Annotated in this window: 18 protein-coding genes and 1 pseudogene; 7 read left to right on the top strand and 12 right to left on the bottom strand. The window is 71.0% G+C overall.

Translation table 11 applies throughout. From position 1 onward, the window contains the following. Window positions 1-195: 195 nt before the first annotated feature. Complete coding sequence (locus tag BT341_RS31775; RefSeq protein WP_072479766.1) at window positions 196-1,026, bottom strand: helix-turn-helix transcriptional regulator; 831 nt, start codon at window positions 1,024-1,026, stop codon at window positions 196-198. A 101-nt stretch (window positions 1,027-1,127) separates the two neighbouring features. Between BT341_RS31775 and BT341_RS31780 the strand changes: the two genes are divergently transcribed. The 4 genes from BT341_RS31780 to BT341_RS47955 all read left to right on the top strand — a co-directional run bounded on the left by BT341_RS31780 (window position 1,128) and on the right by BT341_RS47955 (window position 3,777). Further along, complete coding sequence (locus tag BT341_RS31780; protein ID WP_072479767.1) at window positions 1,128-1,403, top strand: Atu4866 domain-containing protein; 276 nt, start codon at window positions 1,128-1,130, stop codon at window positions 1,401-1,403. Then, the gene (locus BT341_RS31785) at window positions 1,400-2,173 is read left to right on the top strand and encodes an SDR family NAD(P)-dependent oxidoreductase (protein ID WP_072479768.1); all 774 of its coding nucleotides are present in this window, start codon (window positions 1,400-1,402) and stop codon (window positions 2,171-2,173) included. The genes BT341_RS31780 and BT341_RS31785 overlap by 4 nt, the downstream gene beginning before the upstream one ends. A gap of 35 nt (window positions 2,174-2,208) precedes the next feature. Continuing rightward, window positions 2,209-2,964, top strand: coding sequence for an SDR family NAD(P)-dependent oxidoreductase (locus BT341_RS31790; RefSeq protein WP_072479769.1), 756 nt, complete (start codon window positions 2,209-2,211; stop codon window positions 2,962-2,964). Window positions 2,965-3,402: 438 nt separating this feature from the next. Then, window positions 3,403-3,777, top strand: a complete 375-nt coding sequence (locus tag BT341_RS47955) for a lipoyl protein ligase domain-containing protein (RefSeq protein WP_425426409.1) — start codon at window positions 3,403-3,405, stop codon at window positions 3,775-3,777. A 7-nt stretch (window positions 3,778-3,784) separates the two neighbouring features. Here the strand turns inward: BT341_RS47955 and BT341_RS31800 are convergent, their stop codons facing one another. Both BT341_RS31800 and BT341_RS47960 read right to left on the bottom strand, forming a co-directional pair. Beyond that, complete coding sequence (locus BT341_RS31800) at window positions 3,785-4,045, bottom strand: MDR/zinc-dependent alcohol dehydrogenase-like family protein (protein ID WP_072479770.1); 261 nt, start codon at window positions 4,043-4,045, stop codon at window positions 3,785-3,787. Next, window positions 3,981-4,343: a zinc-binding dehydrogenase gene (locus BT341_RS47960; RefSeq protein ID WP_072479771.1), complete on the bottom strand. Its 363-nt coding sequence runs from the start codon at window positions 4,341-4,343 to the stop codon at window positions 3,981-3,983. The genes BT341_RS31800 and BT341_RS47960 overlap by 65 nt, the downstream gene beginning before the upstream one ends. Before the next feature lie 101 nt (window positions 4,344-4,444). Here BT341_RS47960 and BT341_RS47475 point away from each other — a divergent pair, with 101 nt between their 5' ends. From BT341_RS47475 to BT341_RS31815, 3 genes and pseudogenes are all read left to right on the top strand, one after another. Next, entirely contained in the window at window positions 4,445-4,660 is a 216-nt protein-coding gene (locus tag BT341_RS47475) for an aldo/keto reductase (protein WP_281256020.1), read from the top strand. A 100-nt stretch (window positions 4,661-4,760) separates the two neighbouring features. Continuing rightward, window positions 4,761-4,886 (top strand): annotated as a pseudogene (locus BT341_RS47480) (aldo/keto reductase); the annotation flags it as partial. A 241-nt stretch (window positions 4,887-5,127) separates the two neighbouring features. Continuing rightward, on the top strand, window positions 5,128-5,985 hold the full coding sequence (locus BT341_RS31815; RefSeq protein ID WP_072479772.1) for an alpha/beta fold hydrolase: 858 nt from the start codon (window positions 5,128-5,130) through the stop codon (window positions 5,983-5,985). 1 nt (window position 5,986) lies between these two features. Here the strand turns inward: BT341_RS31815 and BT341_RS31820 are convergent, their stop codons facing one another. The 9 genes from BT341_RS31820 to BT341_RS31860 are packed head-to-tail and all read right to left on the bottom strand — an operon-like array spanning window position 5,987 to window position 14,156. Further along, window positions 5,987-6,739: an SDR family NAD(P)-dependent oxidoreductase gene (locus BT341_RS31820; protein WP_072479773.1), complete on the bottom strand. Its 753-nt coding sequence runs from the start codon at window positions 6,737-6,739 to the stop codon at window positions 5,987-5,989. A 17-nt stretch (window positions 6,740-6,756) separates the two neighbouring features. Continuing rightward, on the bottom strand, window positions 6,757-8,091 hold the full coding sequence (locus tag BT341_RS31825) for an MFS transporter (RefSeq protein ID WP_072479774.1): 1,335 nt from the start codon (window positions 8,089-8,091) through the stop codon (window positions 6,757-6,759). Continuing rightward, entirely contained in the window at window positions 8,088-9,140 is a 1,053-nt protein-coding gene (locus BT341_RS31830) for a maleylacetate reductase (protein WP_072479775.1), read from the bottom strand. Before BT341_RS31830 ends, BT341_RS31825 begins: the two co-directional genes overlap by 4 nt. Then, the gene (locus BT341_RS31835) at window positions 9,137-10,006 is read right to left on the bottom strand and encodes an intradiol ring-cleavage dioxygenase (protein WP_072479776.1); all 870 of its coding nucleotides are present in this window, start codon (window positions 10,004-10,006) and stop codon (window positions 9,137-9,139) included. The genes BT341_RS31830 and BT341_RS31835 overlap by 4 nt, the downstream gene beginning before the upstream one ends. Next, window positions 10,003-10,824, bottom strand: coding sequence for a sugar phosphate isomerase/epimerase family protein (locus BT341_RS31840; RefSeq protein ID WP_143168696.1), 822 nt, complete (start codon window positions 10,822-10,824; stop codon window positions 10,003-10,005). Before BT341_RS31840 ends, BT341_RS31835 begins: the two co-directional genes overlap by 4 nt. Window positions 10,825-10,835: 11 nt before the next feature. Beyond that, window positions 10,836-11,441 (bottom strand): nuclear transport factor 2 family protein, encoded by a 606-nt coding sequence (locus tag BT341_RS31845; protein ID WP_072479778.1) that lies wholly within the window; start codon window positions 11,439-11,441, stop codon window positions 10,836-10,838. 17 nt (window positions 11,442-11,458) lie between these two features. After that, window positions 11,459-12,205, bottom strand: a complete 747-nt coding sequence (locus BT341_RS31850) for an SDR family NAD(P)-dependent oxidoreductase (RefSeq protein ID WP_072479779.1) — start codon at window positions 12,203-12,205, stop codon at window positions 11,459-11,461. Next, window positions 12,202-12,906, bottom strand: coding sequence for an alpha/beta fold hydrolase (locus BT341_RS31855; protein ID WP_084743060.1), 705 nt, complete (start codon window positions 12,904-12,906; stop codon window positions 12,202-12,204). Before BT341_RS31855 ends, BT341_RS31850 begins: the two co-directional genes overlap by 4 nt. Continuing rightward, window positions 12,903-14,156, bottom strand: a complete 1,254-nt coding sequence (locus tag BT341_RS31860) for an MFS transporter (RefSeq protein WP_143168697.1) — start codon at window positions 14,154-14,156, stop codon at window positions 12,903-12,905. The genes BT341_RS31855 and BT341_RS31860 overlap by 4 nt, the downstream gene beginning before the upstream one ends. Window positions 14,157-14,188 lie beyond the last annotated feature (32 nt).

Below are 14,188 nucleotides of genomic sequence, written 5' to 3' on the forward strand. Positions count from 1 at the left end.
GTCCGCGACCGCGGTGCGCCCGTGGCGCGCCCTTGCAGCGCGAGCGCCATGTCCTCCATCAGGCGCCGGGCTCCGGCCTGGACCGCGTCGAAGTCGGCGCTGCGACCAGCGCGGCCAGCTTGCCGGGCAGCAGCAGCGCGGGCGCTGCAGCCGCGGTTCGTCAAGTGCGAACCACGGGAAGAGCGCTCGGCCCGTTCAACGCGCGTGGTGTGTGGTGGCCTGGAGGCTGCTGAGCAGTGCGAGGGCGTGGGCGCTGGGTGTGCCGGGTTCGGCGTGGTAGATGATCAGTTGTTGACCGGGGACGCTGCGCACGTCGAATGCCTGGTAGGTGAGGGTGAGCGGGCCGACGTCGGGGTGCACGAGGTGTTTGGATTCGCGTGTCTTGCCGCGCACCTGGTGGGTTTCCCACAAGGCGCGGAAGTGCGTGCTGCCCTCGCTGAGTTCGGCCACTAGGCGCCGCAGATCAGGATCGTGTGGGTCGAAGCCCATGGCGACCCGCAGGTTCGCCACGGTGGCCTGTGCGGTCCAGTCCCAGCGTGCGTAGAACCGTCGTCCCGCGGGGTCGAGGAAGGTCATGCGGGCGAGGTTGTCCACCGCGCGGAATGGTGAGAACAGCGCGTCGGCGAGGGCGTTGGTGGCCAGTACGTCAAGGATGCGGTTGAGCACGAAAGCGGGCGTGTGCGGGTAACCGTCCATGAGTTGCCGCAGTTCGGGGCTCACGGCCTGAGGCGTCGGCGCGGGGGTGTGGTCTGGTGTGGCGCCGGCCAGCCGGTACAGGTGCTCGCGAGCGTCGCAGCCGAGATCCAGCGCGCGGCAGAGGGCATCGAGCACGTGCGGGGACGGGTGGGTCTCGCGGCCCTGTTCCAGGCGGGTGTAGTAGTCGGCGTTCACCCCGGCGAGCACGGCGACTTCTTCGCGGCGCAGTCCGGGCACCTTGCGCCGGCCGGAGTAGAGCACGCCCGCGTCTTCCGGAGACCGCCCCGCGCGACGCGCTCGCAGGAACGCCCCCAGCTCACCACTGGCCATGTCACGAGAGTAGATCGCTCGCCGCCCGGTTGGGAGGGTGCGGCACACCCAGCCACCACAGGTCCTGCCATCGCCTGTCACCGTCGCCGACGCTGGACGGTATGACGAGCGAAATCCACGTGGTCGGCCTGTGGAGCACCGCGGACGGACACATCCGGCAACAGCTGCGCGCTGACAGGCGCTACCACGAAGCGCGCGGCGAACGGCGCGGCGCCTACACCAGTCGCTACACGGTGACCGGGAACCACCTCAACCACGTGGACGACACCGGCTCCACCGCGACGGGCGACATCAGCGACGGCGTGCTCTACCACGAGCATCTCGTCCTCTATTGCGAGTCCGCCGCTGCTGATCACCGAGGGCAGGCACGGCGATGAGCGTGCCACCCACCGGCAGCGAGTTCGTGGGCCATGACCTGCAGGGCAAAGTCGCGCTGGTCACCGGTGCCGCCCGCGGGGTCGGTGCGGCCACGGTCGCCTGGCTGCACGCCCGCGGCGCGCGAGTGCTGGCCACCGACCTCCGCCCTGAAGTGGGCGATCTCGCCACCCGGTCCAACGGCGTGTCCACCCTGGTCGGCGACGTGTCCCGGGAGGACACCGCGGTGCGGTCGGTCGCCGCGGCGATCGACCGGTTCGGCAGCCTGGACATCCTGGTCAGCAACGCCGGCCGATCGGTGAACAAGCCAATCACCGAGACCACCGCGTCCGACTGGGACGAGCTGATGTCGATCAACGCCCGCGGGGCGTTTCTGCACGCCCGGGAGGCATTCCGGGCGATGCGCGAACGCGGCGGAGGTGTGATCGTCACCGTCGGGTCGTTCGCCTGCACCGTCGGGATGGTCGAAGCCGCGGCCTACAGCGCGTCCAAGGGGGCACTGGCGCAGTTGACCAAGGTGCTCGCGCTAGAGGGCGGCCCGCACGGCATCCGGGCCAACGTCGTCGCCCCCGGTGTGATCGAGACCGACATGCTCGACAACTTCCGGGCCGACAGCCGGGAGTATCTGCGCTCCTTCGGCGACGCCCACCCCTTGCGCCGGGTCGCGCAACCCGAGGAGATCGCCGAGGTGATCGGTTTCCTGGCCTCGCCCCGCTCCGGCTTCATCACCGGCGCGGTCGTCGCCGCCGACGGCGGCTACACCGCGGCCTGACACCCCACAAACCCAACGAGAGGAAAGAGCACATCATGCCTGGACGCCTCGCCGGCAAAGTCGCGTTGATCACCGGCGCGACCGGCGGCATCGGACAAGCCACCGCGGAACTGTTCGCCCACGAAGACGCCCACCTGGTCGTCACCGACATCGCCCAGGACGCGGCGCGGGAGCTTGCCGCGCGACTGAAAGCCACCGGCACCGAGGTGCTGGCTGCCCGCTTGGACGTCTCCTCATCCGAGAACTGGCGCGAGATCATCGAACTGACCCGGCAACGATTCGGCCGGCTCGATGTCCTGGTCAACCTCGCCGGCATCGTGGACTGGCCCGGCGTCGAGGACACCACACAGGACTCCTGGGACCGGGTGATCGCGATCAACCAGACCGGCACCTGGCTCGGAATGAAGACCGCCATGCCTTTGCTGCGCGCCTCCGGTAACGCCTCGGTCATCAACACCTCCTCGGTGCTGGGCCTGGTCGGCAGCGGAGCCGCCGCCGCGTACCAGGCGTCCAAGGGAGCAGTGCGGCTGCTGACCAAGACCGCCGCCGTCGAATACGCGACCCGTGGCGTCCGGATCAACTCGGTGCACCCCGGAGTCATCGCCACCCCGATGATCCAAGAACTACTCGACGAGCAGGGCGACCAACAACCCGACATCATGCGCACCCCCATGCGCCGCGCAGGCAGCCCCGCCGAGGTCGCTCCCACGATGCTCTTCTTGGCCAGCGACGAATCCTCGTTCGTCACCGGAACCGAACTCATCGTCGACGGCGGACTCACCGCGCACTGAACCCCGAGGGACCAAGTAGGGCGGACACCTTTCGCCCATCGAGCGATCATGTCATGGGGAAACACCAGGTCGTGCGGCCCGCCGGAGCTGCACCTTTCCTGTCGAAAACCACACTTTCCCGTCGGGTTTACCGGCACGCCCGGCGGAGGCAAGCTGGTTCCATAGATTTACTATTCCACTTCAAGACGGCGAGAACCCAGATATACTCGGGCCGTGGAACACCACCTTCTGTCACCGGAAAGCGTGAACACCTCTCCGCCGATGAAACGGGTCGATCTGGGGAGGTTTCCTACGACCGCGCCATCGCGGATATGCGGCGCTGGGTCGAGGAACGGCGGGCGGGCGCGTACGGGGACCGGCTGTTCCTGCTCACCCATCCACCGGTGATCACCTACGGCAAGCGCACTGACCCGCGAGACGTGCCCACCGCGCTGCCGGGTGTGCCGACCGTGCCGGCGGACCGGGGCGGCCGTCCGCCGGTTCGAACGAGGGCTGATCCAAGCGCTGGACACCCTCGGGTTCACCACGCTGCGGCGGGATACACCGCGCGGTGCGAGCAGTCTGGCCGGAGTGTGGACGCCCGAGCACCGCAAGCTCGTGTCAATCGGCATGCGCATCCGGTCCGGCGTCACCAGCCACGGCTTCGCGGTCAACGTCGACCCCGACATGTCGGCGTTCCGGAGGTTCACCGCCTGCGGGATGCCCGACGTGGAGATGACGTCCCTGCGGGAGATCTCCGCCGAGCGAGGCCTGCGCATGCCCTCCGACAAGGAGATACGAGATGCGATAGCGACAGCTCTCGGTGCCGCCTGAGCGGCCGTCAGGCCACGTCCAGCACCGCCTTGCCGTGGAGCCGCCGGCCGGCGATGAGCGCCGCGGCCTCGACCAGGCCGGTCCAGTCCCCGCGCCGGGAGATCCGCGGATCCAGCGCGCCGGATGCCACCCGCGCGGCCAGCCAGCCGAAATCGCCGGCCAGATCCCCCAGCGCCAGCAGGAAGAACGTGGTGATCGTGCGGTCATGGCCGTGTTCGTCGGCGAAGAAGGCGCCGTAAGTCGAACACCTCGGCCTCGCGGGCCGCATGACCGATCGCGACGAGCATGCCGCCACGGGCGAGCCGCCCGTGCGCCGACACCAGCTGCCGGCCGCCGACCATGTCGAGGACCGCGGACACCGGCTCGGTGAGCTCGCCTGGCGAGCCGAGCACGTGGTGGGCGCCCAGCGCGTGCGACCCGTCCCGTTGTGCCACGTCACCAGTCGTCGCGATCACTTCCGCGCCACCCGCCGCGGCGAGCTGCACCGCAAACCGGCCGACCCCGCCCGAGGCACCCGTGACGAGCACCCGCCTGCCCAGGATCGAACCCACCGGCGCAGTGCACACAGCGCGGTCGTCGCGGCGACCGGGATCGTGCTCAAGCGACCGAAATCGGTGCGGGTGGGCGCGTCGATCCCGAGGTGCCCACCGAAGACGCAGCAGGCACAGTGAAGGAGTTGATCACCGAAGGCAAGGTCAAACACTCCGGTTTGTCGGAGGCCGGTGTGACGACTACCAGCCGCGCCCACGCCGTGCAGCCGGTGGCAGCGCTGCAAAGCGAATACTCGCTCTGGATGCGAAACCACGAAGCCGAGATCATTCCGACCTTGGAGAGCTGGGCATCGGTCTGGTGCCGTACAGCCCGCTGGGCAAGGGATACCTGACCGGCACCCTCGACTGCCACACATCGCTGGCCGACGACCTCCGTCGCATGCTGCCGCGCTTCACTCCCGAAGCACGACAAGCCAACGGACACTGGTCGACTTGCTGCGGCAGATCGCCGACGACAAGGGAGCCGCACCAGCCCAGATCGCTCTCGCCTGGGTGCTGGCGCGGAAGCCGTGGTTCGTGCCGATCCCCGGCACCACCAAACTGCATCGCTTGGAAGAGAACCTGGGAGCACTCGATGTCGAATTGACGTCCGGCGACCGCCAGCGCATCGAGGCGGCTGCGAGCCAGATCCACGGTGAGCGTGTCCCCGAGCGGTTGAATTCTCTGTTCCGCCGCTGGTCCGCGCGCGATTCTCGGTGGCGCTGTGTCCAACTGCCACTGAGTGACCCGACGTCCTTGGGAGACAGCGCCCGGACCGGCATGGTGGACCTTTCGAGCATCGTCATCACGAAGGAGAGAAATGACCTGGGACACCTTCGACTCGGTTCGGCTGGCCGACGTGGAACTGGCTTACCGCGTCGTCGGGGACGGGCCGCGCCTGATCGTGCTACTGCACGGGTGGCCGCAGACCGGCGAGTGCTGGCGCCACGTCGTGGAGCCGCTCGGCCGGGACCACACGGTCGTCGTCCCGGACCTGCGCGGCTACGGCGCTTCCGGCCTCACCGCAGCCGGCTACGACAAGCGCTCGACCGCCGGTGACGTCAGCGGGCTCATCCGCCACCTCGGCCATGACGCGGCCGTCGTCGTCGGGCACGACCGCGGCGCCCGGGTCGCGCACCGGTGGGCCCTCGACCACCCGTCCGAAGTGGACGCCCTGGTGCTGCTGGACATCCTGCCGACGCGAGTGGTGATGAACTCGTTCGACCGCCAGTCGGCGGCCGCGATGTGGCATTGGTTCTTCCACCGCAACCCCGACCTCGCCGTCGAGCTGGTGTCCGGTAACGTCGAGGCCTACCTCGGGCACTTCTTCGCCGCGGTCCGGAAATCCGGCGCCGTCGACGAGAAAACGTTCCGGCACTACGTTTCCGCGTTCAGCGATCCCGGGCACCTCCGGGCGTCCTTCGAGGACTACCGCACCGGCTTCGACGTCGACCTCGCGCGCGACGAGGACGACCACGCGGCCGGGCACCGGCTGGCGGCGCCCTTGCTGGTCCTGTGGGGCGCCGAGGGTGGTCTCGCCACGAGCGACGTCGTGGGCGTCTGGCAGGACCACCACGCGGACCCGGCCATGGTGAGCGGGCACGCCGTGCCGGGCGGGCACTACGTCCCGGAGGAGGCACCCCAGGAGCTGGTGCGCGCCCTCCGGGAGTTCCTGTGAGTCAGACCGCGGTGTAGCCGCCGTCGACGAGGATTTCGGCGCCGGTGACGTAGGACGCTTCGGCGCTCGCGAGGAACAGGATCGTGTCGGCGACCTCCCGCACCTCCCCTTCCCGCCGCATCGGCACCGCCGCGATCTGCTGCGCACGCCAGGCCGGGTCGGCGGAGCCGCGTGACGTGCGCATCGGCGGCAGCATGCCCGGCGCGACGGCGTTGACCCGGATCCCCTGCTCCGCGTACTGCACCGCAGCCGTCCGCGTCATCGCCTTGACCGCGGCCTTGGACGCGCCGTAGCCCAGGTGGATCCCGAACTGGCCGACGGACGCGGAGATCGACGACAGGTTGACGATCGAACCCCCGCCGGTGCGCGCCATGGCGGCCGCGGCGTGCTTGATGCCGAGGAAGACACCCTTGGCGTTGACGAGCATCAGCTGGTCGTAGAAGGCCGTGCTGCTGGGGTCGGGGTCGAACGAGCCGCTGATCCCGGCGTTGTTGACCAGCACGTCAAGCCGGCCGAACCGGGCGGTGACCTCGCCGATCACCGCGGTCCACGCGTCCTCGTCGGTGACGTCCAGGTGCCGGTACTGCGCTTCGCCGCCGGCGGCGCGGATTTCCGCGGCGGTCTTCTCGCCGTCCTCGTCGAGGATGTCGGCGACCACGACCGTCGCGCCTTCGCGGGCGAACGCCTCGGCGGTCGCGCGTCCCATTCCCCCGGCCGCGCCGGTGACGAGCGCGATCTTGTCCTTCAACCGCATGGTGGTTCCTTTCGTGGTCAGGCCGCGACGGGTTCGGGCTGGGTCGCCCGCGCCGAGCGGGCCTTGAGGACGACCGCGAGGACGCAGCAGGCAGCGGGCAGCAGCAGGGCGAGGAAGACCTGCCGGTAGTTCAAGCCGACGGCGACGAGCACGGTACCGGCGGCCGCGCCGGCGATCGCGCCGAACCGGGCGATGCCGGTCGCCCAGCTCGTCCCGGTGGCGCGGATCGACGTCGGGTAGAAGTCCGCTGACAGGATCGGGAAACCGGTACCGACGGTGTTGGTGAACATGCCGAGCACGAAGATCAGGATGCCGACGACCAGGACGTCCTGCGGCGCGACCGCGACGAGGACCAGGAGGACGGCGGCGCAGCCCATGGCCGCCGCGACCGTGCGGTGCAGGCCGAAGCGGTCCATCAGCCAGCCGATGCCCAAGTTGCCGACCGTGCCGCCGGCCTGCAGCAGCAGCCCGATGGTCGCGGCGGCGGTCAGCGAAAAGCCGACGTCGGTCATCAGGATCGGCAGCCAGCTGTTCATCAGGTAGACGATGAAGAACGCGGCGACGAACCCGGCCCAGATCGTGAGGGTGCCGGTGCGGAACCGGCGGGTCAGCAGCCCGGCCACCCGTACCTTGGCGGCGACGGCCGGCTCGTCCAGCACGAAGCGCGTGCCGGCGGGAAACGTCTCGGGCACGAGGCGGCTCACCAACGCGGCCAGCTCGGCGTGCCGTCCTTCCTGGCGGGCGAGGAACTTCGGCGATTCGGGCAGTGCGGCGGCGATGACCACGGCGTAGGCCAGCGGGAGCGCCCCGCCGGCGACGAGCGCCCAGTGCCAGCTCGCGACCTGGACGAGCGCGTTGGTGAGGTACCCGGCCACGGCACCACCGAGGGTCATCCCGCAGTAGGCCAGCGACATCATCGCACTGCGGCGGCGCGCGGGGGCGTACTCGGACACGAGCGTGGTCGCGTTCGGCAGGGCGGCCCCGAGACGGAACCCGGTCAGCACGCGCAGGATCGAGAAACCGGTGACGCCCGTCGTCAGCGCGGTCGCGGCACTCATCAGGCCGAAGAACACGAGCGAGGCGATGATGACCTTGCGGCGGCCGAGCCGGTCGGCGAGCGGCCCGGCGACGAGGGAGCCGAGGGCGAGGCCGAGCAGCCCGCTCGTGACCACCGGGCCCAGCTGGGCTTTGGTGATGTGCCAGTCGGAAATGAGCGACGGGCCGAGGTAGCTGACCATCGCGACGTCGATCCCGTCCAGCGTCACCACGCCGAGGCACAACAGAAGGACACGCCGTTGCAGGCGGCCGACCCGGTGGCGGTCGATCAGGGCGTGCAGTTCGAGAGTGCTCATGAGTCCTCCGTTGGACGTCCGCCGGTGAAGGCGGTGTGGAGCAGCCGCCGCAGAACGGCTTCGGTGACGGGTACGGGATTGGCGTAGGGTGCGGCCAGCGTCCGGTCGATGACCGCGTCGATGCCGTTTTCGGGCAGGCCGAGGGCTTTCAGCGACATCTCGGCGCCGAGGCCCTGCGCCAGGCGGAATACGTGCCCGGCCGGGTCCGGGGTGTTCCACGCCGACTCCAGCGCGGCCCTGGCCGTGGGGGCGGCGGGCAGGTTGACCGCGAGGACGTGCGGGAGCACCGCGGTGTGGACCGGCGCGTGCGGCAGGTCGAAGGCGCCGCCGAGGATGTGGCAGAGCTTGTGGTGCAGCGACATTGTGGTGGCGCCCAGCGCCGTTCCGGCGAGCCAGGAGCCGTAGAGCAGGTCCGCGCGCGCGTCGAGGTTCAGCGGGTCCGCGGACACCCGCGGCAGGGCGGCGGCCGTGACGCGCGCCGACTCCTTCGCGACGAGCGCGGTGACCGGCGAACAGTCCGGCGCGTAGAGCGCCTCCGCGACGTGGGCGAGGGCGTTCATCCCGCTGGTCACCGAGAACTCCGGCGGGAGCGAAAGGGTCAGCTCGGGGTCGTAGACGACGAGGACGGGCCGGACCTTCGGGTCGCGGCCGGTGGTTTTCCCGGTCTCGTCGGTGATGCCCCAGATGGGAGTCATTTCCGAGCCCGAGTAGGTCGTCGGCACGGCGGCGACCGGCACCCCGGTCTCCTTGGCGACCGCCTTGGCCAGGCCGACCGCGGAACCCCCGCCGACGGCCACGCAGCTGTCGGCCCCGGCCGCGGCCGCCACGGCTTCGGCGGCGACCGCGGCGGGGACGTGCATCGCCGCGCGGGGATGCAGTTCGGCGCCCGGGGGTGCCAGCTCGGCCGCGAGGTCCGCCTCACCGGGGGCGCACACGACGAGCGGCCGGCGCAGCCCGGCCCGCTCGAGTTCCCCGGGCAGCCGATGCCGGGCCCCGGCGCCGAAGACCACGCGGCCTGGAAGGTTTTCGTGGACGAAGGCGCGGGTCATCGCGGCACCTCCGCGAGGACGACGTCGAACTCGAGGAGCCGGAAGGGGTTCTCCACGCCGAACCGCGCCGCCCGCGCGGGGTCGTCGACGGTCGTGACCGGCCGGACGAGCGTCTCCTTCACCCCGAACACCGTGTCGGAGTCCAGGTACGGGCTGCCCTCGACGAAGACGTGGGTGGTGACCGGGACGTGGCCTTCCGCACCGGCGATGACGTGGATGTGCGCGGGGCGGTTCGGGTGCCGTCCGGTGGCGGCGAGCAGCCTGCCGACCGGGCCGTCGTCCGGGATCGGGTAGTACCGCGGCACGACGGTCCGCAGCCAGAAGCGGCCGGACTCGTCGGTGGTGAACAGCCCGCGCAGGTTGCGTTCGGGCTGCACGCCGGGCTGCTGGACGTCGTAGAAGCCGGCTCCGTTGGCCTGCCACACGTCGACCAGCGCGCCGGGCAGCGGCGTGCCGTCCGAAGAGGACACCCGGCCGGTGAACACGCACGGCTCGCCGTTGTGGTCCAGCGAGATGTCGGCGCCCAGCTCCCGTGGCGGGGAGTCGACCAGGTGGAACGGGCCGAGCACGGTGGTCTCGGTGGCGCCGGCGGGCTTGCGGTGGTTGATCGCGTCGACCAGCATCGACACCCCGAGCACATCGGACAGCAGGACGAACTCCTGCCGGGTCTCGTCGCACATCCGCCCGGTGGCGGTGAGGAAATCGACGGCCCGCTGCCATTCCGCTTCGGTCGGTTCGATGTCCTTGACGAACGCGTGCAGGTGCTCGACCAGGCTGGTGACGATCCGCTTGAGCCGCGGATCGGGGGTGCCGGCGAAACTCGCGGTGACGACCTCGGCCGAGGTCTCTTCGGAGAAGCCGGTCATCGGGCCGCCTCCAGGTTCGTGCGCCAGGCCGGCGCGGCGAGCCCCGCGGAATCGAGGACGGCGGCACCGGCGTCGAACGCCAGCCGGGCCGCTTCGGCGGCCGGGCGCGCGTCGAGGTCGTCGGAGAAGACCTCGACGGAGACCGGCGCGGTGACGCCGTGCTCACGCAATGCCCGCAGGACGCCCGCGGTGTCCCCGGCGCCTCGGCCGGGGAGCAGGCGGCGGTGCCGGGCTTCGTCGGTGAGGTCCGGGCCGGGCTCGGGCCGCACGTCGTTCAGCTGGACCGTCGTGATCACCGATGCCGGTACGTCCGCGAGGTCGGCGGGCCGGGCGCCGGAGCGGAACCAGTGCCACAGGTCGAGCGTGATGCCGCCGTTCGGGCGGTCCGCGGCGGCCACGACCTCGGCCACCTCCGCGATGGTCCGGACGTGGCTGTAGGGCAGGAACTCGAACCCGACCAGGACACCGTGGCGGGCGGCGCGGTCGCAGAAGGCGCCGAAGGGCTCGATCAGGTCCCGCACCGGGTGCGGGAAGAACATCGGGATGTTGAGGTGCCGGAACCCGACGTGGTCGGCCAGCCGCCACATCGCCTCCTCTGCCGGATCCTTCCCGGCGGCCCAGTCCCAGGTGTGCTCCAGCTCGAGGATGCGGACGCCGTGGCGGTCGAGCAGGTCGCGGATGTCCCCGTCGGACAGTCCGGCGTCGAGGTAGTCGGCCAGGCGCAGGCCGATCCCGGTGAAGCCCGCCGCGGCCGCCGAAGCGACGCGGGTGGGCAGGTCGGCGAAACGCAGCGTATTGGCGCTGCAGGTCAAGAACATGTTGTAGCCCTTCAGTGCGGGTCGCCGGCGGTGGCCGAACCGGCCAGCCACCGGTCACCCTCGTCGTACAGCCGCTCGACCGCCGTTCCGGTCAGGCCGGGCAGCCCGTCCTTGACCGTGAACCCGGCTTTGGTCTGCAGGTAGCCGAGGTGGCGGTACCCGGCCGGGAAGCGGCCGAGCAGTTCGGGGTCGAGCACCGGCCGGGCGGCCGGGTCGACCGGGTCGAGCCGGTCCTTCTCGTAGATCGGCTGCCGGCGCACGATCTTCCACTCCCCCTCGTGCCGGGTGCAGAAGTCGTAGAACCGGCCGGTGCAGACGACGTCGACCTCGACACCGTCCACAGTGGCCCGCTGATCGATCCTCATCTTCGTCTGCGCGATCGCCCGGTCGCCGCGGATCTCGGCGGTGTGCCCGCCGAGGAAATGCAGGATGCTGACCCCGCGGTCGAACCCGGCCTTGCTGGCGGCGATGAACTCCTTCGCCGGGCCCTGGAACCAGGTCGCCGTCATCCAGCCGTCGACCGGGTGCCAGACGGTGGCGAAGCGGTCCCAGTCGCCGGAATCGCGCCACAGGGCCCAGTTCTCGACGAGCTCCCGCACCGCGAGACGGTCTTCCATCACGTTCTCCTTGCTGGTCAGGGGATGAACGGCGCGAGCTGTGTCCCGGCCGTGACGTGCAGGACTTCGCCGGTGATGGCGCGGGCGCGGTCGGAGAGCAGGAACGCGACGGCCCCGGCGATGTCGGCGGGCTCGACGAGCCGGCCCAGTGGCGACGCGGCGGCGAACCGGCGGGCGTAGGCTTCGACGAACCCGGCGTCGCCCTTCTCGGCGTTCAACGGGGTCCGCACGAAACTCGGTGCCACCACGTTCACCGTGACCCCGAGCGGGCCGAGTTCCCGGCACGCTTCCCGGGTCAGGCCGACGAGTCCCGCCTTCGACGCGGAGTACGAGCCGGTCGCGCCGCCGCCGAGCCACACCCGCGAGCCGATGGACACCACCCGGCCCCCGCCCTGGCGGCGCCACCGGGGGACGCAGTGCTTGATCAGCAGCGCGGGCCCGGTCAGGTTGACTTCCAGCGTGGCGCGCCAGGTCGCCGGGTCCAGCTCCTCGAGCGAGTGCTGCGGTTCGATTCCGGCGTTGTTGACCAGCGCGTCGATCCGGCCCCAGGTCGCCTCGACCTCGTCGAGCGCGGCGCGGACCGCGGTTTCGTCGGTGACGTCCGCGGTGATGCCGGTGGCGGATTCGCCGAGCCGTCCGGCGGCTTCCCGCGCGCCACGCCGGTCGAGCAGCGCGACGCGGAAGCCGTCGGCCAGCAGGGTCGAGGCGATGGCCTGGCCCAGGCCGCCGGCGCCGCCGGTGACGATCGCGACGGGAGCGCTCACGCCGTCGCCTCCTTCGCGAAGCCGGTGATCGCGCCGGCCAGCGCGGCCGGCATGGACAGCATCGGCGAGTGGCTCGCCGCGAGCTCGCTCCACGAGCCGGTCCGGCTCGCCAGCTTGCGCTGCACGTCCGGGGTGCACGCCCGGTCCGCCGTGCAGACGACGAAGTGCGACGGGACGGCCCGCCAGGCCGCCCGGGACACCACGGTGGTGCGTGTGCTGACGTGTTCGGGGGTCAGCCGCTCGGCCGCGCGGGCCGCGTCGGCGGGGTCGCAGTCGTGGTAGAACGCCGCTCGTGCGGTGTCCGGGTCGATGACGAGGTGGTCGCCGACCTCTCTTATGTCGTCGACGCCCGCCTCGGAACCGGCTTGGGCGTCGTTGACCGATGCGACCGACTCCCCCGGCTCGAGGCAGAACGCGCTGACGAACACCATGGCCCGGACGCCTGGGGCGTCGCCGGCCTCGGTCAGCACCGCCCCGCCGTAGGAGTGGCCGACGAGCACGACGTCGCCCGGCACGTCGGCGAGCACCCGGGTGAGGTGGGCGCAGTGCCCGGCGAAGGTCTCGTCCCCCGGGGCCCGGCCCCGGCCCGGGAACGTGACTGGCACGCACGGGTGGCCGTCCGCTTCGAGGAGGGCTGCGACGCGGTCCCAAGCCCAGCCGCCGTGCCACATCCCCGGCACGAGCACGATCGTCGGTTTCACGCGGCTGTCCTTTCCGGAGTGTGGGTCGTGGTGACCACCCGGGTGCGGTCCCGGAGGCAGTAGGTCAGGCCGATGCCGAGCACGTAGGTACCGGAGATGGCCCAGACCGTGCCGCCGACACCGAGCGGGCCCACGAGCCCGGCCACCGCCGGGCCGAGGAACTGGCTGATGCCCGCGCCGAGGTTGAGGATCGCGACGGCGCCGCCGACGTGCTGGGGCGCCAGCGAAGGCAGGATCGCCGAGAGCGGGACGAACCCGGCGAGCGCGGCACCGTAGACCACGGCGACGCCGAGGATCGCCCAGAAGTTCGGGCCGACGAGGTGCGGCACGTAGTACAGGGCGGGCACGCTGACCGCGCAGGCCAGCCCGCCGCACCACGCCACGGTCCGCACCCGGCCGATCCGGTCGGCGACGTAGCCGAACAGCGCGTTGGCCAGGACGTTGACGAGCAGCATCGTGCCCCACACCGTCTGCCATTCCGCTGTGGACAGTCCGACGTCGCGGACCATGTAGGTGGTCAGGAAGACCACGAAGGCGTAGAAGCCGAGCGTGTTGATCACCCGGACGATCCCGCCGATGCCGACCTTCGGGCGTTCGAAGACGATGGTCACCGCACCGAAGACCGCGCGGAGCCCACCACCGCGCTCGGCCCGGCCGCGGGCCTTGACCAGCAGCGCGACGATGAGCCCGCCCGCGCCGATGAACGCCAGCGACGACGCCAGCGTGGCGAACTCGCCGATCAGCGGGATGACGAGCCCCGCGTAGTAGGAGCCGAGCACGCCCAGCCCCAGCATGGCGAAGAACCAGTACCAGCCGACAGCCTTGCCCAGCACCGCTTGCGGCGTCTCCATCGCCACCCAGACCAGGAAGCCGTAGGAGAACAGCGGATAGCCGAGGCCGCGCACCCCGAAGGTGACCGCCATGAGCCCGAAGTCCCCGCGCGCCAGCGCGAGCAGGAACGCCACCTCGAACAGCACCCAGACCGCGAACCCCGTCAGCATCACGCGCTTGGGGCCGAAGGTCTCCGCCAGCGCGCCCGCCAGCCAGGCCGCCACCGCGACGACGAGCCCGTAGACGCCCCACAGCACGGACACCTGCCCGGAGCCGAAGCCGCGCTCGTCGAGGTAGGGCGAGAGGAAGCCGGACTCGATGCCGTCGCCGACCATGAACAGGGTCAGCGCGGCGAACCCCCAGCGGAGGTGGGGGACGATGCCCTGTCGGGCCCAGAACCCGCTCATCGCGGCAGCCACTCAGTGGCAGTTTGACAGGGGGCACACGATCG

This window comes from Amycolatopsis australiensis, from assembly GCF_900119165.1.
In the GTDB taxonomy this organism is placed as follows: Bacteria; Actinomycetota; Actinomycetes; order Mycobacteriales; family Pseudonocardiaceae; genus Amycolatopsis; species Amycolatopsis australiensis.